The organism is Sulfitobacter sp. R18_1, from assembly GCF_017743915.1.
Taxonomy (GTDB): Bacteria; Pseudomonadota; Alphaproteobacteria; order Rhodobacterales; family Rhodobacteraceae; genus Sulfitobacter; species Sulfitobacter faviae.
Window position 1 is genome coordinate 493,780 of record NZ_JAGHRG010000001.1, and the last position, 25,942, is coordinate 519,721.

Consider the following 25,942-nt stretch of genomic DNA (forward strand, 5'->3'; position numbering starts at 1 on the left):
GCTTAACCGTGGGTTTATTCATGTGTCTTATCGATCAAACATAGAAAGCAAGTCTTCGTGTGGTATTTTTCGGACCGTCGGACGACCATGATTACACGTGAACGATGACGGGGTGGCCTCCATCATTCTAAGGAAATCATTCATCTCTCTCAGAGTTAGAACATGTCCAGACTTTATTGCGCGTTTACATGCTTTGTTCGCCAGATCACGTGCGGCCAACAGCAGAACGTGCTGAGGTGAGTCCCCACGTATCGTTGAAAAATATGACAGCACATTTTCCGTAGACGGAACCCACCCATCCAATTTTGGTACATGAGTTGCGTAGGTTAGGTGATGCTCTGTGGCGAACCTAAATCCAATATTCCTGAGTTCATCCTCTTGGGCCAATAGCTCTGCCTGAACGACAAAATCTTCAGATACCAAAATAGCCGACGACAGCTCCCTAGTCTCAAACTCCACCTCTGGGGGATTGATCCCTGCGATCATTTTCTCCAAAATTATCCGCTCGTGGGCTGCGTGTTGGTCTACTATTATGAGCCCAACATCTGACTGAGCAATGATGTAACTATCACGGTATTGCGCTATCGCCACGCCAAGCGGCTGCCTCTCATCTGACACGGCATCATGATCTGCATCAATACCGGCATCGACTGAACGTACGCCGGAGATGTCTGCATTCTCCTGTTCCAAGAAACCTTGCAGTGCCTTCGTTAGGGCCGCCTGAAGTCGGAATTCTTGGTAATACTCAATCTTTGTCTTTCGCGGATGCGCATTGAAATTGGCGAAGGCTGTTTTAGTGATTGGCTTCAGATGCAATGCATATTCGAAATCTCGATTTGAGATAGAAAAAACAGATGACCAAACTCTCTTCACGGCCGCTTCGACAACGCAATCCTCAACCACTAGGAAGCCGTTCACCATTATGGCCTTGCGAGACTTTGAAGCGCGCTGACCTGGGCGTTGTGGCCTGATATAACCAGTTAGTTCCCATTCTTCCCCATCAACGGAGAAGGGAATATCAACTTGAGTTGACTGATCCAAGAACTCTGACCCGAACACCTCTTGGACCCTTTCATGCATAGTGCATGATCTAAAGTCCAAAGGAGAAGCGTTGTCCTTAAATAGTTGAAAAGATACTTCAGGAAGAAGGGAAGCCATCTTTCGCACATAGTCCGAGATTAGGTTTCCGTCGTGGCGGGCCGTATTCATAAGCTTACGCCGAACCGGCACATTCTCGAAAAGCCTTCCAACTATTACTCGGGTTCCAACTGATCCAGCTGCGGGGCGTAAGCTAGAAGCCTCTTCCCCGCATACAGTTATCTTCCAAGCAGTATCGGAACCAGACTGCTTGGATATTATTGTTAGACTAGCAACCGATCCAATGCTGTGAAGTGCTTCTCCGCGAAATCCACGTAGAGAAGGATTCAGTACATCTTCAAGAGAGGAGGTTTTCGAAGAGTAGTGCCTCTTTGGAGCATTCTCCAACTGACTCTTCGATATACCTTCTCCGTCATCGCTCACCTCGATAGAGGTTTGCCCTCCGGAAACTACCCGAACAGAAATTGTTCGAGCCCCGGAATCTAGCGCATTGTCGACCAGCTCTTTTACGACTGATAGAGGTCGTTCGACCACCTCTGAAGCGGCCAGATATCGAACGATCTGCTCATCAATTTTGTTTATTGTACGACCCATCAAGGTCGATGATTATCACCTTACCGTTATTTTATGGTTAAAGCTCAGCGGATAGCGCCGCTGAGGAAGTCCAAATCTTTCATATTTACCGGGGTGACCGTCTTCGTCTTCTTGATTTCTTCCATCACGACACTGCGCATGATAGTCATCCAGGTTTCGAAGCTGCGGAGGGCATCGGATACCATGGTCATCTTGCGAGGAACGTCGCTATACGCGGGGGCCGAGAAGGATGGATCAATCAGTCCGATAACCTTGCGCAGCTCCCTGCATTCCAAGAAATCATCCCGCAGGAAGACACTGGCATCGCCGACGAATGCTTGGCTGCTACCAACCCAGAACTCGCCGAGAACTTTGGCAAGACCAAGCTTAAAGGATTTCGGGCAGATGCCCATGTCCTGAAGAAGAAGGCTTTCGGTTACATTTCGGGCGTAGGAGGCTGCCATAATGTAGAGAGCTTCGTTCTCAGTTTCGATGGTGAAGATACCGCTAGTAATGGTGTGGATGAGAGCCTCACCGATGATAAGACCAACACGGTACGAACTGTCACCAGCCTCATTGTCTTGATACAGGGACTCACGCTGCATTACGACGAGTGACCCCATAGGAACATCGACACCTACTTCTTCATAGATGATGTCGCCAAGAGAGAGCGCCTCATCCAGCTCATAGCGATCTGACAGTGCGCTCATCGGCAAGCTGTCGGGGCTTACAATAGCAACTGTTTGAACGGGCAGCAGTGTATGAAGTGCGCGAGCGGCGTGGCTGTTTTCGAAGTTCTTCGCAGGCTTGAATTCACCTGCAAGAAAGCTGTCGATGATTTGTGTCTTGTGCGTGCTCATATTGTATCCCCTTGGTTATGCGGCAGCATTATTCTCGTCTGTGAGAAACGTATAACAGCTAAGGTTCCGAGTTAGCGAGTTCGCAAACTGTAAAGATTTACAATGTGCAAACATGGTCAACTTTGAGGCATCAGATCACAGTTTAGACACAATTGAGACTTAGAAGGGCGACAATGCGGCAGAACGGAAACAATCACTCAAACGTGAAAAACAACCTGTAAAAAATACAGTATTGAGTAAATATACCCTTCAATATCAACAGCTTGACATGATGCTGCTATAAGCAAAAATCCGCCGACTGCGAGCCCAAATAAGGCACGGCGCAGAAAAACCAGCTTAAGTGATGCTTTTTCACCGCAGTCAGAAAACTTTACAATTGTTTTCTTTGCCGCCTCGGGTGTCATTTTGAAGAACTCCCGGTTGCGATTCACGCGCCGTTTATAGAGCGCCCGATGCACTAACGCTTCGACCCTCTTAGGGTTCCGAGTGCGGGAAGAGAAAATTACCTTGAAGGGAGTCGGCACCCCGGTGGCGGACGACAACTCCCTGGCGCGTACCGCCGGGGTCCGGGTTGTCATCCCGATTTTCAGTAGGCCAGGAAAGGATGGGTTGGTGAGGATGTATACATATCCCCACTGACTAGATCCTCGCTGCGTCTTTCTGGTGTTCCTTCTCATGCAATGCATGTATGTACCGCATATTTATCGAATATAACGGCTTAAGAAAGAATAACGGTTTGACAACACAAGAACAGGTAAGTACAAGACGGGAAAACAGATTGCCAAAAGGACTTGTATGCTTTCCCGTATTCCATTAAACCGTGTCCCTCAGTTGATTGAGGAAATCCAGAAAACCATTACTAGCTCAGAAATCAGTGGCCGCGTTAAGGTGGCCCTCCTTTCTCCGGACGCGGGAGACCAAGTCCAAAAGGCTCAAGAGGCGAGCATGTTTCATCTAAATCGCCTCATGGATGGCGGTCGTCTGATGGCAAAAATGCGGTTGATGTATGAGGATGCTCTCATCTCTACTGGCGTCACCAACATGCAGTTCGAGCTTGATGCCGGAGAAGCATGGCTAAAGGTTGCTACCAAGCTCCTCGCTGAGGCTACCAGTGGGGAAGCTCAAGAGGTCCCCTTCTTTAGTGACGCAAACCAAGCTCGCTCAACGGAAATCTCGTTTTCAGCCCTGAACCCAGATGATCAGGATAAAGTCGAACGAATGATCCAGCGAGCTGAAGATACTGTCGATAAGGTTCAAAAGAAGATCGACAGCGCAATGCAGTCTTCTAACATCGAGCTGGAAGATGGTGACCTAGACACTCTTAAGTCACTAGTTCCTTCTGTGCGGTACGGCTTCGACAGCGCTGCATAATATAGACACCTAGTCCGATCTGCTCATAGGCCCCTGATTTACTTCAGGGGCCTATTTTCTTGCGTGTAGAAGGACATGTTGCAAGAAACCTAGGAGAAATATCATGAGCGAAGCCGCTAAAAGCAATCCACATAAAGGCGTTGGCAAGATGCCAATGCCTGATGACCCTGACTTTGACGAACTAGCAAACGGGGGCGAAGGGAAGGCATCTCCATCCCCAAAAGCCAAGGTTACCCCTAATATAATCAAGCCTGGGGGTGATAAAATAGATCCAGATCAGCCCGATGATGGTCTGGATGATGGCACTGAACCAGATCCTGAAGATGACAAGAAGGACGCCGATGCATCTAAAGCCCCTGCGAGAACCCGGGCTCCGAACTCTATTGAAACTCTTGCTGGCCTTGGCATTGCTGGAGCTAAGTTGGCAGGTAAGGGCGGAGGGAAGGCTTTGAAGCTAGGTGCTAAGCCAGTAGCTGATCGGATCAGCAAGAAGCAGGCAGATATGCGCGTGGCAAAGTTGAATAGCTTGGCAGATCGTACGGCCAACTTCAAAAGAATGGTCAGTGACCATAAGGCAAAGTTTGGCACGCTAGCTGAAGCTGCCGACGCGCAATTCAATGCCCCAAAGATGAAGGCCAAGTACCCCTCTGCTCAAGAGCGCAAGCAAAAGGCAATGGCGCTAGCAGCAATGGAGTATGTTGGTCCGAAGGGTGACCCTAAGGGGATAGTATCTGAGTTCAACAAGTCATTTGGAGAACTGAAGAGCGACATGGGTGAGTGTATTACTCTGACTCAAGATATTGCACGTCGCCCTCAAAAATATGAAAACATGGGTCCGGATGATATTCCGAAGGTCGATGAAATCATGACAAACGCCTGGGATGCCCTAAACGAAGCTAAATCGGTGAAAGCACTATCACCCGGTGAGGACGAAACTCTTGATAAGAGCTTCAAGGAGCAGATGGAAAAGCTCCAAGAGCAACTCCAAGACTTCCTGGATAAAATCCGCGACGCCATTACACGCGTTCTAGGACGATAACATTCTACCGGGGCCGTTTAGCAGAACGATGCGGCCCCGGTAAGCGTTTCCATGACCGCACAGGAAACTCTCTCGCCATTCACGAGAGCTACACCACCAACAATATGTGTTGCCCCAGCCCCCATGGTCTGCTGGCCAGAGCCATCCGTCGCGCTCTTTACAATAAGCAAACCTCGTACAAAGGCCATTAGACCGAACGGTATCAGTGCGAGGAAGGCCAGGTCCATCAAGCTATTAAATCTTGCCTCCAGGTCTGTGCTCGTAGCGGCCGCCTCGGCGTGTTGAGAAGCCTTTCCTGACATTCCTTCATAGATCGCCATCTGGTTCGTCTCGAGACCGAACGATACGCTAACTACATCGATCACCCAGAATATGTTCACCATCAAGACGCCAATGGTGAACTTCATGGCGATGGCACCGGCTGTCTCACGGCTATTGGGAGCGTTTAATTTGGCAAAGGCGAACAGGCTAGACGCAACCAGGAAAATACCGATGACGACCGCGATACCCATAATAAGCGTGGTTAGGGGGCCAGCTGCGTTCACAGCAAAGTTGCCGACCATCGCCAAGAAGTCCGTTCCTTCGATGCCTGTATTCGTAGTGCCGGGTTGCTCTGCACCGATTAGCCAAGGTCCTCCGTTAAACCCGAATGACCCAAGACCTATGGTAATGGTTGTGGGCAGGCCGATGAGGAACGTGCCGCCAGCAAGGTGAAGTAAGGCACCGCCAAGACTGGCATCGCCGCCAGACTGCGCGTCAGAAACCTTCATCAAGAGCATGAGGCCTCTGATCATAAGGAAGACGCCACCTACAAACGAGGCGCCAAGAATAAGGAATACGACCTTGGAAACACTTGACTGCTGAAAGGAGCAGAAGATTTGCCCGAGGTTATCTCCACCGCAAAGTTCTTGCGCACTCGCCGACGATGGCGTGGCAACCGCGAGAAACACGGCCAAACTAGCCAATAGATAGGTGTAGCACCGACGTGTAAGTTCGTAATCCATAATCAAAGCCCAATTAACTCTATACTTGGATATATATAAAAAGATTATGGAAAGGTTTTATCAATCAATGTTGACAAGCATATAGTTTAAGCATAGAAATGAATAAATACGAAGGAGACGATACATGTCCGGTGACCTTACCAAGAAACTTGATGATCTAAAGTCGCGCCACCGTGCGCTCGAAAACAAGAAGATTCAGGCTGACACCCAAGTTGAACATCTGAGTTCCATCAAGCAGGACTTGATGACAGAGATGAAGGAAAAGTTCGGGGTCAGCTCCGTCGAGGAACTGCGTGAGCTTCACGAGAAGCTGCGAAAAGAAGACGAGAAGACCGTCGAAGATTTCGGTCAAAGCATCGCAGCCGTTGAGCAGAAGCTGTCCAGTCTTCAGGAAGGCTAATCATTATGGCACCCCTCACCATTCAAAGTCGTCGGTTCAGCCCTGCACAGAGAGCAGCACCTAGCCAGAACGATCCCCTGAACGCCCTTGAGGCGCGTCTGCTGGATATGCAGCGCGAAATCGATAAAGCAGAGGGTCGCCGTGAAACACTTTCTGACCGTCTGGGGAAATTGATTGATGAGGTTGGCCGAGCCAAGGGTCGACTGCTGCTCAAGCCGGATGCTGATGCCTTCCTTGAAGGCTTGCAAGCTGACCTGCACCGAAAGGCTGTAGGTTCCTATGAGCGTCTTCTGACGGCTATCGCGCAAGATGTTCTTCGTGGTGAAGACAGCATTGGTCTCGATCTCTATACAGACCGAGGTCTGCCTGCTCTAGACATCTTCATTGATAGCAACGGCAACCGCGAAGATATCATCAACGGGGCAGGGGGAAGCATGACGAACATCATCTCCCTTGGTCTACGGATGATCGCTACCGTTCGCGCAGGGATGCGTAAGTTCGTCGCCCTGGATGAGCCTGATTGCTGGCTGTCTCCTGATAAGGTGCACCGCTTCTATCATGTGATTGGAGATCTTGGCGAAAAGCTTGGCGTGCAATCTCTCATTATCTCGCACCATGATCTCAAGCTGATGCCTGAGGAATTTTCGGTAGCCAAATTTACTCGTGACGGTGACCGGGTGATCTGCACGAATGATCCCAAAGCAGATAATTGGGAAATCGATCAGCCCGGCATTCGGCGCCTTCGCATGATCAACTTCATGAGCCACGAAGACACTACCGTTCGTTTGGCGCCTGGCGCGACCGCAATCATCGGTGACAATCACTTGGGTAAATCGGTGGCCGTACGGTCTCTGCGGGCGCTTGCCTACGGAGAAATTTCGGATGCCGACATCAAGCATGGGGCCAAGAAGGTTGAAGTCGAAGTTGAGATTGAAAACCAACGCGTGGTTCGCCTGACACGCCAACCCGGCCGCAATCCGGTCAACGAATGGACACTTGAAACCCTGGATGGTCAGGTTTTCAAAGACGAAGAAGCAGGCGTTGAATACCGCACAGGTGGTCGCAGCGTTCCTGAATGGGTTGGCAAGATGCTTGGTATTGAGCGCTTTGAGGGTCTGGAGCATCAGCTGAGCCACCAAAAGTTCCCAACATTCCTGCTGGGCGAAACGCCGTCCAAACGAGCGAGTGTGCTATCTATCGGTCGTGAATCCGGCGTCGTACAAAAAATGATCTCGCATCAGCGTCAGCGCAGCAAGTCGGACAGCACTTTGGTAAAAAAAGGAGAGCAGGAGGTTGCTCAGATTCAGGAGCAGATCGAAGCTCTCGAAGACTTCAAAGCGCTAGGCGAGGAAATCAGCAACCTAAAGTCGCAAGCTCGATCCCTTGAAGAGCGGAAAGCTAAGACAGCACAGTTGAAGGCTCTCATCGAAAAATATGAAGATGCGGACGCGAAGCTTTCTAAGGTCCTTCCCACCTCCAAGGTTCTGGAGGGGTTCAATGTAGAGATCCCAGATATCTCTGAAGGGACTGATAAGCGTCGCGCGATCACTGAGTTAGGTAAGTCCTTCGTCGATGCAGATCGTAAAATCGATGCGGCTCAAGCACAGTGCAGCATCTTGGCCGATGCTCTGCCTAAGGTGCCTGAAATTTCGGACATGAAAGAGATGTCTGAGCTTATCAGCAAACTGGCAGAAGCGGATCCAAAGCTGGCACGAGCCAATCAGGAAGCGGATAAAATTTCTGAGGATCTGAAGTCGAACAAGGTGAGCATTGACGAGATGATCTCCGAACTTGGAGGGGTCTGCCCGCTCTGCAACTCCGCGATTAAACACAGCCACGATATTGTTTGAGGTAAAAATGCGTACAGTAGAAAACAGCAGCGGTTTCCTTTTTGTTGGCGATCCTCACTTCTCTAGCCGGAAACCTGGGCGCCGGAAGGACAAAGACTTCCAAGCGAATATCCTGAAGAAGTTTGAGCAGGCAATTACTATTGCCAACGAAAGAAATCTTGTCCTGGTCATCCTTGGTGACATGTTCGATTCCCCTAAGGAAGATTCCGAAGGTCTGAAAACACGTTTGATGCGGGCTCTTCGTAAAGCCAAGCATCTGGTTGTCTTCCTTCTTGGGAACCACGACAGACATCATGACAAGCTCAGTGATGACGACAGTGTGGCAGGCCTTGAGGCAGCTGGACTGATCGATATCATCTCTACCAGCGGGCCGTATGGGGTCTTCAATATTAACGGCGTACGCATTGGTCTTGGTGGAACGCCACACGGCGAAGAGATCCCAACAGATGTGTCCGGCATGTTTGAAGACGTAAAAACTGTCGTTTGGCTGACACACCACGATTTGGCCTTGGAAGGCGCATATCCTAACTCAATTCCGACCCATGAAATCACGGGCTGCAAGTTGGTGGTGAACGGCCACATGCACCTCCGCAAGAAGCCACGCAAAGAGGGTGGCACCCTCTGGTTCAACCCAGGCAACATCACGCGTCAGTCCATCGATACCATCGAGCATATTCCTCATGTCTACAGCTTCAATGAGACTGGTAAGATGGAAGCGTTCGAACTGGATCATGAGAAGGACGTCTTCGATCTCACCGGCCGCTTGGTCGACATCATCCGGGAAGAGCGTGAAGAAGACACAGAGACCCTCGAGAGCGCATTCGTCCAGCTTATTCAGTCTGAAGACAGTGCTGATTTCAAGGTTACCGATGATGGATCAGTGATCCGCGAACTGATCGAAGAGAAGTTTGAAACCGAGGATACTGATCGTCAGGTGCGCAGTCTTGTGGTGGGTCTCTTCAAGGAAGTTATGGAAGCGGCCTAGACGTCAGCCACAAAAACATGAGAAAACACACTACAAAGGGCCTTTGGGCCCTTTGTTTTTTCAATATTAACGCAACCTAAAATCCATAGTTTCTATTCACGTAGCTTATGGTGATAATATGTCCGTCTCTCTAAGAACTAAAAACAACAAGTTGTCGTCATCCAATGAGTCAGGCGTTATTGAAAAAGACGGACATTTTTATTACCATCTCGTGATACGAAATAAGGACGGTGAAAAGGCGAAGTCTTCCGTAGTTAAACTGGATGCTAAGCCGGAAACTGAGAGAGCTATCGAAAAGGCTCGGACAAAAGCGTTAGGCAAGCTAATTCATGAAAGCATTAAGACCGGAAACAAGGACTGGTCCGGACTTGTCCTATCCGATCTAAATTTCTCAGAAGCAACGGAAGCATACACGGGTAAGGATCAGGTAACGGATCTAAGTTACTTCGACTTTTCCAACTGCCTAGTGACTAGCCACACAATCGATGGCCCTGGAACAACATTCAAAAACACGAAGTTGGACCGAGCGGTATTCGATAATGTAATCGCAGGAACTTTCGATATTCGAGGTTCAACAAGTAAAACTCCCGTTTCAATGTGCGGGATAAATGTTCAGGAACTTTTAGGATCCGGAAGTGATCTCTTCAACCCTCTCCTGCGTGGTGCTCGCATCAAGAAAATAGACCTGATCAACACAACCAATGAGACTGGGAAGCCAGTGCGAAAACCCACAACTTGGATAGCACCTCTTCTTAGCCAAGCGGAAATAAGCGGTGGGACTATTGAATATGCAAGCCTAAAGAACGGGGACTGGGGAAGCTGTGTCAGTATCGGCCTTGACGCCAGGGGTGCGGACCTTAGTGATACAACACGTGATGATATCAATAGGGCGCTTGCCAGAGGCATGAATAGAGCCTCTGAGCTGACTTTGAAAGCGCATGATATACAGGTTGATAGCGTACTGAAGAGTAAGGATTTCCCTAACAAGGTAAGGGGGGCTGTCTTCGTAAACCTTAGAATTAACAAAGAAACAGAACTAAATGGAATGAACCGACGCGCCTTGCAGATATCCAATGCGGTTAGAATGGTGTCTAAGGTGGGCTTCACAACAGCGGCATTTTTGCTAATGGCTACAGTTGACGTGGCGGGTTTCGGATGGGTGGACGGTGCTACGTCATCCCTCGGTTCAGGCAGTCTTATCGCTGTATCAGCCGCACTCGATTTTATGAAATCAGGCACATTCGAAGATATTATAGGATCACGGATTAAGAAGCGGGTCGAGGACGTACTTGTCGGTTCTCAGAAGGCAGTAGTCTGGAACGCTAGAACACTAAGAGAAAGAATGCGAAATCTCCGAGTCGTATGGGGCGGCAAAGAAGCCATGGAGCCATTGATGAGGGCTATGCAGGTCGTATCTAAGGACGGAAAAAAGGTAGGCAAATCCAAATCACTCTTTAGGGCTCTTAAGGGTGATGGTGACACTATTATCGTTTGCGATAAGAAAATGCTTACAAAAGCCATATCGAACATTTCGTCAAATAGGAAAAGAAAATATTCTGTAAAGAAGGATGTTACCCTTGCTCGGGTAGGTGCTGGTAAAAATAACCTTGAGGCTGCTTCCACATTAACCTTTCATAAGACCGGGAACAAGAGTCTAAGTTTTCTTATCGATGACCAGGTAATCCTAGTGACAACTTCAGACGATCAAAAGGATCCTACATGTATAAATATTGAAACGGGATCAGAGTATCCGCTAAGTAAGTTGGAATCTTATGGCGTGTCTAAGAATGATTCCGGGGTCTATGCGATAGATAAAGCTATTGATAAATTCGAAAGGGCAGTCCTAGATGAAAATGGATTGAAAGACTTCTCTTATGATTCAGACACAAGCTATGTGACATCATCACAAAACGGGCGCACTTTGCTTGTTTGCAACAGGAACACACGAGAAGTACATTCACGAGAGGGAGCAGCTCTCGTACACCTTGATAAATCTGCCATCAAGCGTGACGATTGTTGGGTGCAAGAGTATTTCATTGGTGGAGAGCTGAAGACGAAAGATGAATTTAATCACTCCAACCGCTTACACAAGCGCAGGGATAGATCGTCAAACATATCCACCCCCTCGAAAATTGAGGAGAGCCTCAGGGCTGTAAAGAAGAGTTTTCAAGAGCAATTTGCTAAGACGGGTAGGCTCTCCCCAGCACAGATGAAAGCTCAGGAAAATATTGAGAGAAGCCTAAGTCGATTATCAATGTAAAATAAATTCATGTTTATGCTTGACGTAGGCCTTCCTATGATCTATGTATGCCCTACAAGCAAATTGGAAACGAAAATGACCTACACTTCGACGAACCCCAGTACATCAGGAAATCCGGTTATCCGGTAACTCTTGGGCTGTGTTCTTGTCGACGTGACGAACGGGCCCTTCGGGGCCCTTTTTTGTTGCCCACGCTATTTGAAAATTTGTCGTTGTTCCTAGGGCTTGGCCCGATAATGGAAAGAAAGCACTCTGCTTTCACATACTTCGGTGCGCAACGTAATCGCCGAGTGGTTAGGCACCTCCTTGAGAGGGTGTTGGATGCGATGAGGAATTTGATCGGTTCTGAGCATTAGGTAAGGTTCGAATCCTGCACGAAGTATATGTAAGCAGAGTCAATGGGTAACCACCATACTATCCATGTTCCCTTGTAGTTCAGTTGGTAGAACACCGGACTGTTAATCCGTATGTCGCTGGTTCGAGTCCAGCCGGGGGAGCCAAAACAACGTCAGGCATTCCTGACACATGCGGGTGTAGTTCAGTTGGTAGAACACTAGATTTCCAATCTAGATGTCGCGAGTTCGACCCTCGTCGCCCGCTCCAATTACGTGATCTATTTTGATTACACACTTACCCATGGTGTTCACCAAAGCACCAAACTAGTCGGGGTATAGCTCAGCATGGTAGAGCGGGCGCTTTGGGTGCGTCAGGTCAGGAGTTCGAATCCCCTTACCCCGACCAATTATACGTCCATTCAACTACACTGGAGGAGTGGCAGAGTGGTCGATTGCAGCGGTTTTGAAAGCCGTCGTGCGTTTGTAGCGTACCGTGGGTTCGAATCCCACCTCCTCCGCCAATTCAGAAATATGGAATACGTTCTATATGCCCTTGTAGCTCAGCTGGTAGAGCACCTGATTTGTAATCAGGTGGCCGGGAGTTCGAGACTCTCCGGGGGCACCACTTTTAAAGTGCTTAAATCACGTCGTGCTGACCTCAACAGAAAGTATGAGGAAATGCGCCGGAGCTAAGGCTTCGAGATCCGACAGCTCTACTTCGAGCTTTTGTGCTTGGTTGCGACCCGGTACAAAGAAGCCTACCTTGCAGGCTTTACCGGCTGACGTGATTTAACTCAGGTCCTCTGAAGAGTTGATCTGAGAGCCTGTGGACTTTGTAATCATGAATTCACGACGGGACAGGGGGAGTAATTAGGTTTACTTCAATATGAAATACGCGAGGTGGGGCTATTTCAACGAATTATGTAGAGATAACGGAGCGTTGGCCGAGTGGTCGAAGGCACACCCCTGCTAAGGGTGCAGGCCCGAAAGGGTCTCGAGGGTTCGAATCCCTCACGCTCCGCCATAAACATCCTTATTGAACTTTAGGTCAGTAGGGAATATATCAGAAGTAATCAAAACGTCCTTACAGCCCCCTCGAATGTGGCCGCATTCGCAGGGGGGCTTTTTATTGTCTTATCGACACTGACCTATTACATATTTGGACAGGTATTCGCAGCTGGCGCGTATAGTTGATTGAAGTAAGGCGATTGATTGCCGGTCGCAACTTCCGCTTGCTATTGGCGGGATCAATTGGTCTATCTCAAATGGAATCTTTGATAACTTTACGATGGACCCCTCATTTGCTGTGAAGTCCAGCCGCATATACTTCCAAATTCCCGAAACGCTGTCCCGGTATATCCGGCGAGAAGCATTCATATCTCCTCGGGACGCCCAGGCAGTTTCAATTCTCCATACGCTGGGAAGCGGACGTGGAACGTCGTCTGCAAATATTTCGGTTCCATCTACTAGGGAAGCTTGGAGATTATGAAGTAACATTATACATTCACGTGCTTCTGCTTTCTTACCTTTTAGGTTATCCCAACAAGACATCCAGTACTCCTAGCTAGTACATGAATATATATGCTGACACATGTAAGTTTTGGTGTACGAAAGGTAATTCAGCCATCCGGCTTTACCGGCTTCGCATGATATCCTTGGACCACTTCGGATAATCTTCTTGGATAGATGCCCAGGCTTCTGGATGAGCAGCAGTCAACTTAGACTTCTGTCTATCGAATAGTCGTCCTGGAACCCATTCGCCGCGATTGGGCCCTTGCTGAAGATGCTTGTGATCCATCCAGAAGGTGGCGTTCAGACGAAGGTTTCTGAAGTTCTGACGCGTTACGCTACCGTTCTTTTCCAGCCAGTAGATCATCTTCATTGAAGAGATCTTCCAGTCACTCAGAATGAGAGGTGAGGGCCTCCCTGCCTTTACTTGAGGGATGTATTCCGGGAGTGGAATGCGATGCATGGGAGACAGGTCAAACCAACGGTCCCGTTCATATACTGATACGTACTGTTTGCCGCTTTTGGCTACGGGAAGCTTTGGAAAAGACTGCCATTCTGCGCCATCATTACCATCTAGGAACCGACGTCTGGCGCCGGGATCGGGCTTATGCAGCCTAATTACAGTCACGCCTGTGTGCCGAGCCAGGAACTCCATGTCTTCGGATGCCTCGCTAACGAGAACTGCACGTGCGTCAGGGCCGATATCAGCACTCATAAAGGACGATGGCAGAACTTGACGAAGTACCTTGGGGTTCAAGCGCAACTTAGCCTCAATGGCGATCTGAAGCCCAGTTTCTTTGTGAACCAGCACCAGATCATAACCACCAGTCTCCGGGTATGCCTGCCAAGTGTCCGGCACGGTATCCAAGAAGGCATCACAAAGAGCTTCTTCGGAGGTGAACTTGTAATTAGATCTCTTCGTTTTCATAATTTTACTCGCCACGGATCTCTACGGGTTTTGTGTAATGCTTTGCATTGATCTCTTCAGGGGCGGCCGAAATTCGCATGTACTCCTCCTCGGCGCACTTCAGCATGTCGATACCCCGGGCTTCACAGAGCACTCCCAGTGTGACGGCGACGCATCCTACTTCTTGCTCGATGTCGCCGATCTCCCTAGAGAAAACGTGTTCCAAAATAGTCTCAGATTTTTCCTTTGTCAGGCCCGAAGCCTGTGCCAACTCGCAAGCTTCCTCAAAGAAGCGGCATGCGCGTTCTTCTGGGTCAGTAGCAATATTCTTTCCCAGACAGGACATAGCCCAATCGAAAACGCGCTTTTGAAATGTGATCATAGTAAAACTCAACTTATTAATGTATTGATAAAGGATAGAGATGTAATTGTAAAGACATCACCCTTCTATATTGAATTATATTCTTTGCATGAGTAAAAGAAATCTACAGTGTGCGAGCGTGGCGGAATGGTAGACGCAACGGCTTTAGGTGCCGTCGGGGTGACCCGTGAGAATCTCTTCGCTCGTACCAATAATTAATCGGAATAATAAGATAATGCGCCATATAGTTCCGGAAAACCTACATAATCACGTTGTAACTTAGTGATTACCTGAAGTTTTTAGGTATCGACTACTAAAGAGTAAGCCTCTACTGTTTGTGCATAAGTAAAGGATGATAGCACTCGTGAAACTACCGCTTCGAATTAGAGAACTGCGAAAAAAGAAGCACCTCACTATCAATCAAGTGGCTGCTGAGGTGGGAACATCCGTATCTCACATATCTGAGGTCGAGAGAGGACGTAAGAACGTCAGTAACGACCTTCTGCTTCGCATTGCTATTGCGTTAGATACTGAGCCATATGCTTTGATAGCGCCTGAATATTTGTCCCCTCTTGCTGACGTAATGTCAGGCCTAACTCCAGAAGATCGGGATCGCGTGCTGCGGTTTGCAGAGGCACTGGACGTTTCGATGCGAAAGGTTTGATAGCTTGATGTTCAGAGAAGCACACTTAGGGCTGATTATAGATAAAAGATTTCTATACTTGGTTGACCTTGCCTAGTGCCAAGGTTAAAACAGTCTTCAAATCTGAGAGGACTGACGTGAAGAAAATCCAAGTATCCCCCCGACCTAATTGGCGCGAACACGCTGAGGAGCATGGTTTCGACTTCCATACAAGTGGCGGTGGCTACTGGAATGAAGCCGAATGCTACTCCTTTACACTGAAGCAGATCGAAGACGATCTCGAAGACCCCAGTGCAGAGCTTCACCAGATGTTCATGTCCGGCGTCGATGCTGTTTTGTCAGATGAGAGACTATTGTCCCGATTTGGCATTCCCGATCAGTTTTATGACTACGTTCGTCGATCCTGGCTGGAAGATAAAGATCACTACCTATACGGCCGATTTGACCTCGCGTATGACGGCACTGGTCCTGCCAAGCTACTTGAGTACAATGCGAACACGCCCACCTCCCTGTATGAGGCATCTGCCTATCAATGGATCTGGTTAGAAGAGCAGCAGGAGCGCGGGGAGATCTCTCAGAACTTCAGTCAGTTCAACAATATTTATGAAGATCTCGTTGAGCGGTTCAAGTATTTGTACGGGCATGGATCGCAGGTCCACTTCACCAGTTTCGACAAGGAAACTGCCCCGGATGATTATGCAACCACGGAATATCTTGGCTGGGCAGCCCATGAAGCTGGCGTCGTGCCTCACTGGGTCCACACTCAGGACATCGGCGTATCTGATGAAGGGTACTTTGCCGATGACCAGCAGCGCATCATGCGTGATCTCTTCACTCTATACCCATGGGAAGATTTCTTCCGTGATGACTTTGGTGGCATGATCCCTGACAGTCATTGTCGTTTCATTGAGCCTGCCTGGAAGGCACTCACCACCAAGGCAATGCTTCCGATCCTTTGGGAAATGTTCCCGGGGCATCCGAACCTGCTTCCAGCATATTTCGAAGCGGATGTTCTTGGCGGTAAGAAAGCAGTGGGTCTCGAATCTGGGGTGGTGCGCAAACCAATCTTCTCCAGGGAGGGCGCATCCGTAGAAATTTTGGTTAACGATAAGAAGATTGCTGGTTCTGAAGATCAGGCGTTCGAAGAGCATCCGACTATCCTTCAGGCCTACCATAAACTACCACAGTTCGGAGAATATCACCCGATCATTGGTACATGGATGGTGGGCGATAAGTGCTCTGGAATGGCGGTGAGGGAAGACAAGAGCATCATCACCCAGTTCACCGGACTGATTACGCCGCATTTCATCGCAGATTAATGAGGTTGAGCTAATATTTGGCGAAGCTTAAGGATATTTTTATGATTGTTGTAGACTCTATCGGTTTTTCTGGAACCCATTCCATTACGGAAATTCTACGTGAGGTTCCAAATAGCCGCGTAGCTCATGGTTCGAAGAACTTTGACACCCTCAAAGGGCTAGGCCCCGACAATGTTAACCCTCAGGAATTTTCTGAGCAGATGGTGCGTGCGAACAAGAATGGCGAAGATTGCTTTGCAGTACACTGCACGTTTGACCCTGTTGAATCCAAAGATGCTTTCGCAAATGCGGGCATCAGCCACAAAATCCTAATGCGTGATCCTAAGCGACAAATCAGAAGCTGCTATGCTTGGATCACCAAGAAAATTATGGATGGAGATGGTGGAGCATTGCGCACTGTGACCAACTTCAACAGGGATCTCGTCATCCCACTTGGATTGAACCCTAACCTTTCGAACGCTATGTTCGCCTTTGCTGTAAATCACTGCACTTCTTACGCGATGAAGGCTCTGGCAAGCGGGTTGGAAATCGTACGAATGGAAGATGTTCTCAATAGCGAGAAAGCATTCATGGATACCTTCGAAATCAAGAAGGATATTGAACTATCACACTTCTCCGGAGGAGCAAAGAAGCATGTTGCTTCACATAAATCTAAGGTTGAAGCGTTAGGCCTGGCCAAGCCCGATGAGGACGCAATTTTGGGTGGTCTAACCTACAATGTAGGCCAAAAATCATATTCTTTTGCGGATTTTGCGAAAGAGCTCGGATATTAAAAAGGAAAACCATATGAAACAGAACAAGATCATTCGTAGAACTATCGTAGGCTCGTCGGCATTCGCCATGGCCGTGTCACTTGCTGCGTGCGAGGATAAACGTCCAGAAGCCAGCATGTTCTCCTCCGTGGAGCAATGCAAAGAAAACGCTCCTGAAGGTGCTTTTGACTGGGTTTCTCAGTGCAACGAGGCCTTTAAGCAGGCAGAGGTAGAACATGCGAAGCTAGCGCCCCGTTACGATAGCCTTGAGGTCTGTGAGGCCCAGCACGGCACCGGCAAATGCGGTGAGCCTGAGGTGGTCACCGGTAGCGGTGGGGGAGGAAGCTTCTTCATGCCGTTCATGATGGGCTACATGGTCTCCAATATGTTCAACAGTGGGTCATCTAGCTCAAGCTATAGCGGCCGTCCGGTTTATTCTTCCGCTTCTGGTAAATCCTATTTCACCAGCGACGGTAAGAAGGCTGGCTCAAGCTTCGCCTCCAAGCCGTTTAAGGTAAATCGCTCAGTAACGAAAACTCCGAGCCTTTCTAAGCCTCCTAAAGTCCTCACAAAGACGTCGGTAAAGCGCACTGGCGGTTTCGGATCGACACGAACAGTATCGAGCCGGTCCGGCGGGCGTGTAGGCGGTTAAAGAAAAGAGCACCATAGAGATTATCTCTAGCTTCGTTTCCCCGGTTTAATAATTCAGCCCCATATAGAATATATGAAAGAAGGGGGCTGAATTATGGCTAACACCAACTGGATCATGGGAAAATCGGTTGACGCTCGTATGGACGTGGATTTGTCGGAATGTGATAAATTCATTGGATACATGGTCAAGCTTGATTCACCACGATGCCTTATTGCTGTTGGAGAGATCGGTCTGGGAGAAGAAAATGTCTTTGATCTTCCGGAAAATGCTGGTTGGCGTTACGCTAACTATAATGCCGGTTTCGAACTAACCATCTTGGAATGGCTTGATGATGTAGCAGTGAGCGTAGATGGTATTCAAAACACCCTCTATGAGGCAGCTACAAATCATGTTCTGGCCACTCAAGATGAAATGGCAGCGTCAGGAGTTGACGCACAGGAATAGATGGCAAATAAGAAACTTAGATCACTGGGCCTCATACAGAGGATTAAAAAACACGATCTTGAGAGTGAGGCTGCCAAGCTTGGCGTCCTCCGCCATGAAATATCTCAGCTAGAAGCGGAGAAAACGCGATTACTGGATAGTTTGCAGCGGGACGCTCGCATGCAATCCATAGAACTGGCTCAATATGTGGGACAGTTCATCCGCTCCATACGAGCCCAAGTAAAAATCATAGACCAGCAGCTGATCGGACTTCGCCAAAAAGAGGAGGCCCAAGAAGACATGGTGGTCGACCGGTTTGGTGATGTAAAAACCTATGATGTGGTTATCGATGCCGAGAAAGAGCGCCGACACGCCGCCCAGGAGAGCCTTGAGGCACGGGAGAGGGATGACCTAACCGTAATGCGTTGGAAGCACCCCTAAGGCTCCAGGATCGCCTTATCAGCGATCCTCTGAGGTTGCCTCGGTCACATTTTTCAACGAAGCCGAAATTCTGTCAGTGCTTTCGACTATATGATCTCGATAGCTTTTCACCGAATGAGACTCCATAGCATTTTCGGCTATCTCTTTCACCTTACGGATTGCAACCTCATCGACCGGGTTCTCTGAGTTCTCGATGGCCAGATCGCTGACCTCTTTTGTTGTCTGAACAACATCGACAATGGCTGCTACCGATTGCCCGGTTGCATCTTGGATCGCGACAATCTGTGCTGAGATTTTCTTCATTTCCTCTGAAGTCTGCGTAGACAGATCTTTTACCTCTGTAGCGACCACGTTGAAGCCCTTACCTGCTTCTCCGGCACGGGCTGCCTCAATAGTCGCGTTCAGGGCAAGGTGGTTAGTGTGCTCTGCGATCCGCGTGATGACGTCAACGACGTTGCCCATACGGGTGGCTGCATCCTTCAAGGACTCAATCTTCTCCTGAGCAAGAAGTGCGTGCTCAACAGATTTACTATTTAGCTTTGAGGATTTCTCAAACCTTTTCATGACGTCTTGGTAGGTCTCAATAATGCTCTCTGCATGCTCCTTAAGCGACGACATGTCATCCGACCTAGAACTCAGCTTATTGCAGAACTCCGTGGCACTAGACGATATGGATTTCGTAGCATTGCTTATGCTTGAAATACAATCATGCACAACGTTTCTACAGATCGCCAGGTCTTCTTTGGTGCTGTCTAGCTCCTGCTTCATAGCTTTGCGGGAGGCTTCTGATTCACTGTACGAGTGCTTCACGCGATCATGGGCTTCAGTGAGTTTCTTCGCGTAGTCCTCAAACGAAACAAGTAGGGACATCGCTTCTTTCGGCAGATCCTCACCAAGTTCAGTCGCGTTAATGGCTCCACCTGGTAGATGTTTGCTGATCGTGGTGGATATTTCCAGAAGACGACGATTTAGTATCTTGTTGGCCTCTACCAGCTCTTGCTCTTTACGGCCGACATACCAAAGGGCAACTGCTGATCCCAACCCGATGATCATTAGCGCAACCATCAATTGCACCGGGAGCCCAGACGGATAGTACTGACCTTCTGGATCCAAAAGATTGGTGAAAGAAATCTGCTCTGAACGTAGTACTTTGGCTACCTTTGAATCTGGATCTACAGCTTCCGATGCTTTGACCGCAACACTGGCGAGAGCGCCACCTCTAGCTTCGATCTGATCATACCAGCGGCTCATACTGGTTTCAGACTGAACCGTAGCATAAACCAAAGTCGCAATAACAATAGTGAGCGCCAGGATCGCTCCAAGTCGTATCGCTCTAATAGATATCCTGTTCAGCATGTGATGACTCCTACTAATGTAGGGGATATTCGATAATCAAGTTAAGCGAGGTTGAATTTGATTGTAGTTCCTGGAAAGAAAATGGGGCACCCTACGAAAGGATGCCCCTAATCTAAACTTTTGATCGATTTCTTAGGATCTATCTAGATCAAGGTCTTCGGATAGTTCTTCAGAACCGTCTAGGAGTTCATTCACAGCTTCTTCAACCTCATGGAAAGAAGCCTTCCATTCATCTCTCTCTTTTTCGAGGTTCGCGATCTTGGCTTGATCTCTTTTACGCTGTTCTGCTGATGCATCTAGATCAGATTGTAACTCGCGTTGTTTCGAAAGGAGACCTTCACGGGTCGTGTCGACATCTGCCTTCTCACTTTGCAACGTTGAAATCTGCGCTTCGAGGTCTTTCACCTGTTTCCTCAGACCAAAAACCTCACGACCAAGGTCAGTTGCCTCATCAAGTCGCTTGGTTAGTTCGTCCCGTTCAACTTCAAGCCGCTTCTTGCTATCCGTCAAATCTCTGAAGCGCACCTCAAATTTCATGATCTGCTCAACGAGCTTGATACGATCTTTTCGCTCTGCTTCACGAACTTTATGGATCTTTTCGCGAACTTTTTGTCGACCTTCAGCCAAGTTTTCCACTCCACCCTCATTGCTTCGACCAATCTTCTGGGCGGCTTTCAGCGTGGTAAGCTCAACATTTGAGGCGACTGTTTTGGAATCATTACTCATGGTTACTCATCCCCTCGTGCACAAGCAGTCACTGCTTCAAAGCTTCCGACATTGGATGCGTCGAGGAAGCTCGAAGAGCTAGCGCGATCTGAACTGATCTTTTCTGCTTCCTCGAGATCGCGATGAGCCTCCTCAAACTCGCTCGCCAACGTAAACTCTTCGTTCAGAAGGGCATCTACTGTCGATTGAAGACGCTTAAGCAAGGCGCCTAGACGCTCGTTTTCATGGCGCATGCACTGCTGGTCTTCCTCAAGGTTAACCCGGATAGCGCGTTCTTCTTCAAGCTGCTTAGCCATATTAGCAATGCGCTTGTCAGCATCCTCCTGAGCGAGTTCAGCAGCATCTTTCTCAGATCTTATGCTGGCAAGCAGCCTACGCTCTTTAACTTCGAACGACTTCTGTGTGCGATCAATCAGAGTCTGTGCCTGAGAGACGGAACGCTGCACTCTGACTTCTGCATCATCTTGGATATCTTTGATACGACCTTCCATTGCCTCTTTCGTGCGCTCCGCTTCAGCGATCTTATCTTCAGCTTCAGACATCTTTTCTTCGGTGTCAGACTGTAATGTGCGCTGACGAGAGATCTCTTCATTTGCCTGTCTTAGCTGCTCATGTAGCTTAGCCGCATTCTGACGATGACGCGAAAGCTCAGCTTCATGCTCTGCCTGCTGAGCGGCAGATTTTTCAGAAGCTTGAGACTTCACGAGTTCGATCTGCTCGTTTGCCTTTTTGAGTTCCTCGGTGAGGCTCGCGACTTCCTTAGACAGTTTGGAATTGATTTGAGACTGTTCGTTGAACTTCTCAACGATGTTGGCTTTGCGCGTTTCACGCATGGCCTTGACCTTTTTAACGCGCTCCAGCGTTTGCTCGGCTTGTTGAGAAGCATCCATCCCAACCGGAGAGGAATTAGTCTCCTGCAATATATTCTTATTCATTAGGCACCCATTCAATAGTGGTTAGAAACCGTATTTTTCACGGAATACCTTATTCTCCCTCATTTCGGTTTCGGTAGGCTTAAAGAGTAGACATTCTTCCGATTTTGGCGCCGTCACGGTCCTATTTTCGGAAATTTCCTCTTGTTTCTTCAAACTTCTATTAACCAAAGACCCCCGCAACCTTGGTCTTGGGCGCGTAGGGAGAGCCAAGTTATAGTTCGCACCACCTGTTATCTCAAGGTAGACCTTAGCCAACAGATCAGCATCGACTAGAGCCCCGTGAAGAGTTCGGCTCGACTTGTCAATTTTGTATCTATTACAAAGAGCGTCCAAATTGGCATTCCGGCCCGGGAATTTACGGCGAGCCATAACCAAGGTATCCTTGACCTCATTCTTGAGAGGATTATCACCACAGAGCTTTAGCTCAGCATTCAAGAATTTCATATCGAATGCGGCATTATGAATGACGAGGGGGTCATTCCCAATAAACTCGAGGAAATCTTTCTTCACCTCAGCAAACTTCGGTTTGTCTTTTAGGAAATCCTCGCTCAGCCCATGGACCTTGAAGGCTTCCTCGGGCATCGACCGCTCGGGATTGATGTACACATGATACCTGTTCCCCGTGGTGATGCGGTTCACCATCTCTACGCAACCGATCTCAACGATACGATCTCCGGTATCTGGATCAAATCCAGTGGTCTCAGTATCTAGTGAAACTTCTCTCATTTAATCTTCTCTAATCTTGTATTGTTGACATACACTAATGTGTAATACATACTTAAGCAACTGTGGAGTTTGTTTGATATGAAGAAAATTATGAGCGCGAAGACTAAATCTGCCGTAGCTGCCGTGCTATTCTTCGGTTTTGCGGGTGTGATGGGCAGCGATGCGGACGAGGCGCCTGGCCTTGGTATCAAGGAGGTTACGGAACATCATATTTCTGTCATACAGACCAAACATGGCGATGATTTAAGCATTCTCTCGGCTGATAAAGATTTGAGATCCGCATGTCAGGCATTGGCTCGTGACTATACGGATCAAATGTATGGAGACATCATATCAATCATCAAGAAGGTCTCGAAGACTGGCAACTCATCTTACCCCATACATGATAGAGTAGCCCCGTTCGGAGAGGCTTATGTTGACGCAGATTGCCCTATTGGCCAGATGATATGGCTCACCCATCAGAAGCGTGCAGCGATAACGTACGTTGTAGAAGAGTTTGTGCCCGATATCATAGCGGCCTTTGCCGGGGGCACAGCCTGATGGCGGCGCGGCTGACCAAAGCCGAAGCGTTGAAGCTTGGGATTAAGATCCCCGGGATGAAGAAGGCGAAGAAGTCTAAGGCAAGATGGGATGTGAACGACAAGGAACTGCATGCTCAGGAGCCAATTGTTCTCAATATTCCAGTGACTCCGAAGCCAAAGCATAGGCCGAGAACCTTTGTTGATGAAGGGTCTATCCGGTCCGCTTTCTTTAAGGCCAAAGGCAACGTCGCTATCTTCCTGAAGGAAATCAGAATGAGAACGATGACGACAAGCGCAACTAAGGAGTTTGAAAAACATATTTCTGAGACCGCTAGAATCCTAGTCCGGGGAGAGCCAATCAAAGGTCCGGTGTTTGTCGATGCAATTTTTACGCTGCCCGGGGACGAGAGCCAATGGCCCACATCTATGCACGATGGGGACTTAGATAACCACGAGAAGAGTGTCTTAGATGCTCTTAATGGCATCTGCTACACTGATGACCGAATGATCGTTAGGAAGTTCTCTGCGATGCGGTGTGGAGAGGCACCTGGCAGCGTTTATATCCGCGTCTCACCTGCACGGGTTGAGGACTACTTCCCTGGACTTGAGGATATCGATAAATAGCGGCTTCTCAGCTGAGAAAAATCAATAAAAAGCCCGATGAAGGAAACTTCACCGGGCTTTTTCATTAGAAGCTTGGGGTATTATCTGGGGAAGGCGGGCGCAAGCGCGGGGCAGGGCGGCGACGTGGCCGGACCCGTTTAACTGGCTTAATCGTGCTGAACGATTCCCCGCCGTACCCTTCACTGTTATCATAGGACATGCTCGTTCCTTTGGATGCACGAAGCCCGGCTTCTTTAATAAAGCGAGATGGAGAAGACCTGCGGTTGGCGCGGGCAACGCATCTTGAGATATTTACACCATGACGTGCTCGGGTCATAGCCACATGAGCGATCCGCCTCTCTTCTTCGACACCGCCAATAGGAGGGCCAACCCAAGGATCGTCGATATCGCCTGGGATTTCGTCGATGGATCGCGGCGAAGGGAAAACCCCTTCTTCCCACGCAGGCAGAAAAACGTGATCGAATTCGAGACCTTTGGAAGCATGGATGGTTGCGATACGCACACCTTCGCCTTCCTCCACCCCATCAGTCACGATGGCAACCTCTTGAACGAAATCTACGAGATCATCGTAGTCTGAGGCAAAGCTTTGCAGAAAGCGAAGATTGTCGACCCTAGCTACCTGATCATCCTTCGTCTTTTTTAGATGATCAAGATATCCGGTCTCCTTCATGGCCATCTCAACGATGGCGCCGGGGGGCGTTCCCATCTCACAGGCCATTTCCAGGGTCGCCAGCACATTTCCTAGGGCCAGCATACCTTCTTGAGCCTTTGAGTTGATCCCCTTCATCTTTTGGTGAGACAGGTCCTGGCAGGCTTGATGCAGCGATGAGCTACCGTTCCGAGCCCAGTTAGTGATAACATCGACAGCTGTGGGTCCAAGGCCACGTGTGGGCTTGTTTGCGATACGGGTAAAGGCAATGTCGTTATAGGGATCTACGGCAAGTTTGAGGAATGCGAGTACATCTTTGATCTCTTCCTTTTCCATTACAGAGTTTCCGCCCATCATGTGACAGGGAATACCCGCCTTAAGCAAAGCCTTCTCTACTGGTTTCAGAATGAAAGCGGCACGCCCCAAAATTGCGATCTCATGCGCATCCACCCCGCTATCGAGAAGATCTCGGACACCAGTAACAACCATATTGCCTTCAGCGAACTCATTTGGCGCATCTACCACCTTGACTGGCTGCCCTGATCTTTCAGATTTCAGCTCCTTCGGTTCGACACGAGGGTTGATGTCAACGAGCATATTAGCATGCTGCAAGATCTCGTTTGTGCAGCGACGGTTGGTTTTCAAAACGACATTGCAGGTGGTGCGCTCTGCCAATCTCTCCATGATCTGAGGAGCAGAACCCCTGAACGAATAAAGAGACTGATCAGTATCACCGACGACAAACATGTTCTGGTGTGCAGAGGTCAGGTGCTCAAGCCAGCGGTACTGAAGCATGTTTGTATCTTGGAACTCATCCACCAACATGTGACGGACCTTCTCAGCTTCGTGTTTTGCGATGTCTGAATGTGTGTCGAACAGGTGAACAACCCGAAGCAATAGATCAGTGAAATCGACCATATTTTTCATGTCGAGGAGATCTTGGTATTCTTCATAGACCCGCAAGAGGTCAATCTGCATGGGGTCGGTGGAGGTCGATTTCAGGGCCTCAGAAATATGAAGTCCGTTTTCCTTCCAGCGCGGCACCTCGCGCAGGGCCTCTTTGAGAAAAGCCTTTCGATTGGCATCGAACTCCTTCTTTTCGACCTTAACGAGTGCTTTGTAGGCTTCCTTGGACATACCTTCGGGGACGGCTGGCTCCTTAAACTCCCCAAGAACGCCTGACTGATCAACTGCGATCTCAAAGAGCTTTTTCATCTCGTCGTCGTCTAGAATCGTAAAACGAGAGCTTTGAAGTCCAGCTGCTTCCGGGTATTTTCGCAAGATACGCAGGGAAAGAGAGTGAAATGTGCCCATACGGATTTGATGTGCTGCCTCTCCAACACCTTGCTCCACGCGTTCACGGATCTCTTTGGCAGACTTGTTCGTAAAGGTAACCGTCACGATCTCCCAAGGACGTACATCACCATTCTGTAGGAGATGGGCCACCCGAGCTTGTAGGGTTGTAGTTTTCCCTGTCCCAGCTCCCGCGAAAACGGTGGTCACCCCATCCGGAGCTGTAACCGCACGAAGCTGATCAGCATCAAGTCTATCAAAATCAATCATGTATAACCTCTTTAATCTATGCTAGTGTTGACAAGTATGCATCGACATGTCAAGAATAAC

At 48.8% G+C, this 25,942-nt stretch carries 24 protein-coding genes and 7 tRNA genes; 20 read left to right on the forward strand and 11 right to left on the reverse strand.

Annotation, left to right across the window (positions count from 1 at the left end):
- Positions 1-27: 27 nt before the first annotated feature.
- The 3 genes from mutL to J7392_RS03120 all read right to left on the reverse strand — a co-directional run bounded on the left by mutL (position 28) and on the right by J7392_RS03120 (position 3,217).
- Positions 28-1,692 carry a DNA mismatch repair endonuclease MutL gene (gene mutL, locus J7392_RS03110; RefSeq protein WP_247744463.1) on the reverse strand — a complete coding sequence of 555 codons (1,665 nt, stop codon included), beginning with the start codon at positions 1,690-1,692 and terminating at the stop codon, positions 28-30.
- A 44-nt stretch (positions 1,693-1,736) separates the two neighbouring features.
- On the reverse strand, positions 1,737-2,531 hold the full coding sequence (locus tag J7392_RS03115; RefSeq protein WP_209216138.1) for a hypothetical protein: 795 nt from the start codon (positions 2,529-2,531) through the stop codon (positions 1,737-1,739).
- A 197-nt stretch (positions 2,532-2,728) separates the two neighbouring features.
- Positions 2,729-3,217: a GIY-YIG nuclease family protein gene (locus tag J7392_RS03120; RefSeq protein ID WP_348540683.1), complete on the reverse strand. Its 489-nt coding sequence runs from the start codon at positions 3,215-3,217 to the stop codon at positions 2,729-2,731.
- A 109-nt stretch (positions 3,218-3,326) separates the two neighbouring features.
- On the opposite strand from J7392_RS03120, the gene J7392_RS03125 reads away from it, so the two are divergent.
- Positions 3,327-3,902, forward strand: a complete 576-nt coding sequence (locus J7392_RS03125; RefSeq protein ID WP_209216140.1) for a hypothetical protein — start codon at positions 3,327-3,329, stop codon at positions 3,900-3,902.
- A gap of 103 nt (positions 3,903-4,005) precedes the next feature.
- Positions 4,006-4,941, forward strand: coding sequence for a hypothetical protein (locus J7392_RS03130; RefSeq protein ID WP_209216141.1), 936 nt, complete (start codon positions 4,006-4,008; stop codon positions 4,939-4,941).
- Between the two features lie 17 nt (positions 4,942-4,958).
- Here J7392_RS03130 and J7392_RS03135 read toward each other — a convergent pair whose 3' ends face one another.
- On the reverse strand, positions 4,959-5,945 hold the full coding sequence (locus J7392_RS03135) for a hypothetical protein (protein ID WP_209216142.1): 987 nt from the start codon (positions 5,943-5,945) through the stop codon (positions 4,959-4,961).
- A gap of 124 nt (positions 5,946-6,069) precedes the next feature.
- On the opposite strand from J7392_RS03135, the gene J7392_RS03140 reads away from it, so the two are divergent.
- The 10 genes from J7392_RS03140 (at position 6,070) to J7392_RS03185 (ending at position 12,799) form a co-directional block, all read left to right on the forward strand.
- Complete coding sequence (locus J7392_RS03140) at positions 6,070-6,345, forward strand: hypothetical protein (protein WP_209216143.1); 276 nt, start codon at positions 6,070-6,072, stop codon at positions 6,343-6,345.
- 5 nt (positions 6,346-6,350) lie between these two features.
- Complete coding sequence (locus J7392_RS03145; RefSeq protein WP_209216144.1) at positions 6,351-8,195, forward strand: AAA family ATPase; 1,845 nt, start codon at positions 6,351-6,353, stop codon at positions 8,193-8,195.
- Positions 8,196-8,202: 7 nt separating this feature from the next.
- Positions 8,203-9,180 (forward strand): metallophosphoesterase, encoded by a 978-nt coding sequence (locus J7392_RS03150; RefSeq protein WP_209216145.1) that lies wholly within the window; start codon positions 8,203-8,205, stop codon positions 9,178-9,180.
- A gap of 118 nt (positions 9,181-9,298) precedes the next feature.
- Entirely contained in the window at positions 9,299-11,440 is a 2,142-nt protein-coding gene (locus tag J7392_RS03155; protein ID WP_209216146.1) for a hypothetical protein, read from the forward strand.
- Positions 11,441-11,864: 424 nt separating this feature from the next.
- Positions 11,865-11,940, forward strand: a tRNA-Asn gene (locus J7392_RS03160).
- A gap of 27 nt (positions 11,941-11,967) precedes the next feature.
- Positions 11,968-12,043, forward strand: a tRNA-Gly gene (locus tag J7392_RS03165).
- A 61-nt stretch (positions 12,044-12,104) separates the two neighbouring features.
- Positions 12,105-12,181: transfer RNA gene (locus tag J7392_RS03170), tRNA-Pro, on the forward strand.
- Positions 12,182-12,205: 24 nt separating this feature from the next.
- Positions 12,206-12,296 (forward strand) — tRNA-Ser (locus J7392_RS03175).
- A gap of 28 nt (positions 12,297-12,324) precedes the next feature.
- A tRNA-Thr gene (locus J7392_RS03180) sits at positions 12,325-12,400 on the forward strand.
- Between the two features lie 309 nt (positions 12,401-12,709).
- Positions 12,710-12,799, forward strand: a tRNA-Ser gene (locus J7392_RS03185).
- Between the two features lie 609 nt (positions 12,800-13,408).
- Here the strand turns inward: J7392_RS03185 and J7392_RS03190 are convergent.
- Positions 13,409-14,212, reverse strand: a complete 804-nt coding sequence (locus J7392_RS03190) for a hypothetical protein (RefSeq protein WP_209216147.1) — start codon at positions 14,210-14,212, stop codon at positions 13,409-13,411.
- A gap of 4 nt (positions 14,213-14,216) precedes the next feature.
- Positions 14,217-14,573, reverse strand: a complete 357-nt coding sequence (locus J7392_RS03195; RefSeq protein ID WP_209216148.1) for a hypothetical protein — start codon at positions 14,571-14,573, stop codon at positions 14,217-14,219.
- A 112-nt stretch (positions 14,574-14,685) separates the two neighbouring features.
- Between J7392_RS03195 and J7392_RS03200 the strand changes: the two genes are divergently transcribed.
- From J7392_RS03200 to J7392_RS03230, 6 genes are all read left to right on the forward strand, one after another.
- Positions 14,686-14,763, forward strand: a tRNA-Leu gene (locus J7392_RS03200).
- 569 nt (positions 14,764-15,332) lie between these two features.
- On the forward strand, positions 15,333-16,514 hold the full coding sequence (locus tag J7392_RS03210) for a glutathionylspermidine synthase family protein (RefSeq protein WP_209216150.1): 1,182 nt from the start codon (positions 15,333-15,335) through the stop codon (positions 16,512-16,514).
- 41 nt (positions 16,515-16,555) lie between these two features.
- Positions 16,556-17,287 carry a hypothetical protein gene (locus J7392_RS03215; protein ID WP_209216151.1) on the forward strand — a complete coding sequence of 244 codons (732 nt, stop codon included), beginning with the start codon at positions 16,556-16,558 and terminating at the stop codon, positions 17,285-17,287.
- A 13-nt stretch (positions 17,288-17,300) separates the two neighbouring features.
- Entirely contained in the window at positions 17,301-17,918 is a 618-nt protein-coding gene (locus tag J7392_RS03220; protein WP_209216152.1) for a DUF1190 domain-containing protein, read from the forward strand.
- Between the two features lie 93 nt (positions 17,919-18,011).
- Complete coding sequence (locus tag J7392_RS03225; protein ID WP_209216153.1) at positions 18,012-18,362, forward strand: hypothetical protein; 351 nt, start codon at positions 18,012-18,014, stop codon at positions 18,360-18,362.
- On the forward strand, positions 18,363-18,782 hold the full coding sequence (locus J7392_RS03230; RefSeq protein WP_209216154.1) for a hypothetical protein: 420 nt from the start codon (positions 18,363-18,365) through the stop codon (positions 18,780-18,782).
- 18 nt (positions 18,783-18,800) lie between these two features.
- Here the strand turns inward: J7392_RS03230 and J7392_RS03235 are convergent, their stop codons facing one another.
- The 4 genes from J7392_RS03235 to dnaQ form a co-directional block, all read right to left on the reverse strand.
- Positions 18,801-20,138, reverse strand: coding sequence for a methyl-accepting chemotaxis protein (locus J7392_RS03235; RefSeq protein WP_209216155.1), 1,338 nt, complete (start codon positions 20,136-20,138; stop codon positions 18,801-18,803).
- A gap of 132 nt (positions 20,139-20,270) precedes the next feature.
- Complete coding sequence (locus J7392_RS03240; RefSeq protein WP_209216156.1) at positions 20,271-20,864, reverse strand: hypothetical protein; 594 nt, start codon at positions 20,862-20,864, stop codon at positions 20,271-20,273.
- Positions 20,865-20,866: 2 nt separating this feature from the next.
- Complete coding sequence (locus tag J7392_RS03245; RefSeq protein ID WP_209216157.1) at positions 20,867-21,799, reverse strand: hypothetical protein; 933 nt, start codon at positions 21,797-21,799, stop codon at positions 20,867-20,869.
- Positions 21,800-21,820: 21 nt separating this feature from the next.
- Entirely contained in the window at positions 21,821-22,525 is a 705-nt protein-coding gene (gene dnaQ, locus J7392_RS03250; RefSeq protein WP_209216158.1) for a DNA polymerase III subunit epsilon, read from the reverse strand.
- A 90-nt stretch (positions 22,526-22,615) separates the two neighbouring features.
- Between dnaQ and J7392_RS03255 the strand changes: the two genes are divergently transcribed.
- Both J7392_RS03255 and J7392_RS03260 read left to right on the forward strand, forming a co-directional pair.
- On the forward strand, positions 22,616-23,065 hold the full coding sequence (locus J7392_RS03255) for a hypothetical protein (protein WP_209216159.1): 450 nt from the start codon (positions 22,616-22,618) through the stop codon (positions 23,063-23,065).
- Complete coding sequence (locus J7392_RS03260) at positions 23,065-23,670, forward strand: RusA family crossover junction endodeoxyribonuclease (RefSeq protein WP_209216160.1); 606 nt, start codon at positions 23,065-23,067, stop codon at positions 23,668-23,670. The genes J7392_RS03255 and J7392_RS03260 overlap by 1 nt, the downstream gene beginning before the upstream one ends.
- 64 nt (positions 23,671-23,734) lie before the next feature.
- Here the strand turns inward: J7392_RS03260 and J7392_RS03265 are convergent, their stop codons facing one another.
- On the reverse strand, positions 23,735-25,882 hold the full coding sequence (locus tag J7392_RS03265; protein ID WP_209216161.1) for an ATP-dependent helicase: 2,148 nt from the start codon (positions 25,880-25,882) through the stop codon (positions 23,735-23,737).
- Positions 25,883-25,942 lie beyond the last annotated feature (60 nt).

What these genes read in the sequence shown, in the direction of transcription:
- mutL (WP_247744463.1), bottom strand. Translation starts at nt 1,692, where the DNA reads ATGGGTCGTACAATAAACAAAATTGATGAGCAGATCGTTCGATATCTG.
- J7392_RS03115 (WP_209216138.1), bottom strand. Translation starts at nt 2,531, where the DNA reads ATGAGCACGCACAAGACACAAATCATCGACAGCTTTCTTGCAGGTGAA.
- J7392_RS03120 (WP_348540683.1), bottom strand. Translation starts at nt 3,217, where the DNA reads ATGCATTGCATGAGAAGGAACACCAGAAAGACGCAGCGAGGATCTAGT.
- J7392_RS03125 (WP_209216140.1), top strand. Translation starts at nt 3,327, where the DNA reads ATGCTTTCCCGTATTCCATTAAACCGTGTCCCTCAGTTGATTGAGGAA.
- J7392_RS03130 (WP_209216141.1), top strand. Translation starts at nt 4,006, where the DNA reads ATGAGCGAAGCCGCTAAAAGCAATCCACATAAAGGCGTTGGCAAGATG.
- J7392_RS03135 (WP_209216142.1), bottom strand. Translation starts at nt 5,945, where the DNA reads ATGGATTACGAACTTACACGTCGGTGCTACACCTATCTATTGGCTAGT.
- J7392_RS03140 (WP_209216143.1), top strand. Translation starts at nt 6,070, where the DNA reads ATGTCCGGTGACCTTACCAAGAAACTTGATGATCTAAAGTCGCGCCAC.
- J7392_RS03145 (WP_209216144.1), top strand. Translation starts at nt 6,351, where the DNA reads ATGGCACCCCTCACCATTCAAAGTCGTCGGTTCAGCCCTGCACAGAGA.
- J7392_RS03150 (WP_209216145.1), top strand. Translation starts at nt 8,203, where the DNA reads ATGCGTACAGTAGAAAACAGCAGCGGTTTCCTTTTTGTTGGCGATCCT.
- J7392_RS03155 (WP_209216146.1), top strand. Translation starts at nt 9,299, where the DNA reads ATGTCCGTCTCTCTAAGAACTAAAAACAACAAGTTGTCGTCATCCAAT.
- J7392_RS03190 (WP_209216147.1), bottom strand. Translation starts at nt 14,212, where the DNA reads ATGAAAACGAAGAGATCTAATTACAAGTTCACCTCCGAAGAAGCTCTT.
- J7392_RS03195 (WP_209216148.1), bottom strand. Translation starts at nt 14,573, where the DNA reads ATGATCACATTTCAAAAGCGCGTTTTCGATTGGGCTATGTCCTGTCTG.
- J7392_RS03215 (WP_209216151.1), top strand. Translation starts at nt 16,556, where the DNA reads ATGATTGTTGTAGACTCTATCGGTTTTTCTGGAACCCATTCCATTACG.
- J7392_RS03220 (WP_209216152.1), top strand. Translation starts at nt 17,301, where the DNA reads ATGAAACAGAACAAGATCATTCGTAGAACTATCGTAGGCTCGTCGGCA.
- J7392_RS03225 (WP_209216153.1), top strand. Translation starts at nt 18,012, where the DNA reads ATGGCTAACACCAACTGGATCATGGGAAAATCGGTTGACGCTCGTATG.
- J7392_RS03230 (WP_209216154.1), top strand. Translation starts at nt 18,363, where the DNA reads ATGGCAAATAAGAAACTTAGATCACTGGGCCTCATACAGAGGATTAAA.
- J7392_RS03235 (WP_209216155.1), bottom strand. Translation starts at nt 20,138, where the DNA reads ATGCTGAACAGGATATCTATTAGAGCGATACGACTTGGAGCGATCCTG.
- J7392_RS03240 (WP_209216156.1), bottom strand. Translation starts at nt 20,864, where the DNA reads ATGAGTAATGATTCCAAAACAGTCGCCTCAAATGTTGAGCTTACCACG.
- J7392_RS03245 (WP_209216157.1), bottom strand. Translation starts at nt 21,799, where the DNA reads ATGAATAAGAATATATTGCAGGAGACTAATTCCTCTCCGGTTGGGATG.
- dnaQ (WP_209216158.1), bottom strand. Translation starts at nt 22,525, where the DNA reads ATGAGAGAAGTTTCACTAGATACTGAGACCACTGGATTTGATCCAGAT.
- J7392_RS03255 (WP_209216159.1), top strand. Translation starts at nt 22,616, where the DNA reads ATGAGCGCGAAGACTAAATCTGCCGTAGCTGCCGTGCTATTCTTCGGT.
- J7392_RS03260 (WP_209216160.1), top strand. Translation starts at nt 23,065, where the DNA reads ATGGCGGCGCGGCTGACCAAAGCCGAAGCGTTGAAGCTTGGGATTAAG.
- J7392_RS03265 (WP_209216161.1), bottom strand. Translation starts at nt 25,882, where the DNA reads ATGATTGATTTTGATAGACTTGATGCTGATCAGCTTCGTGCGGTTACA.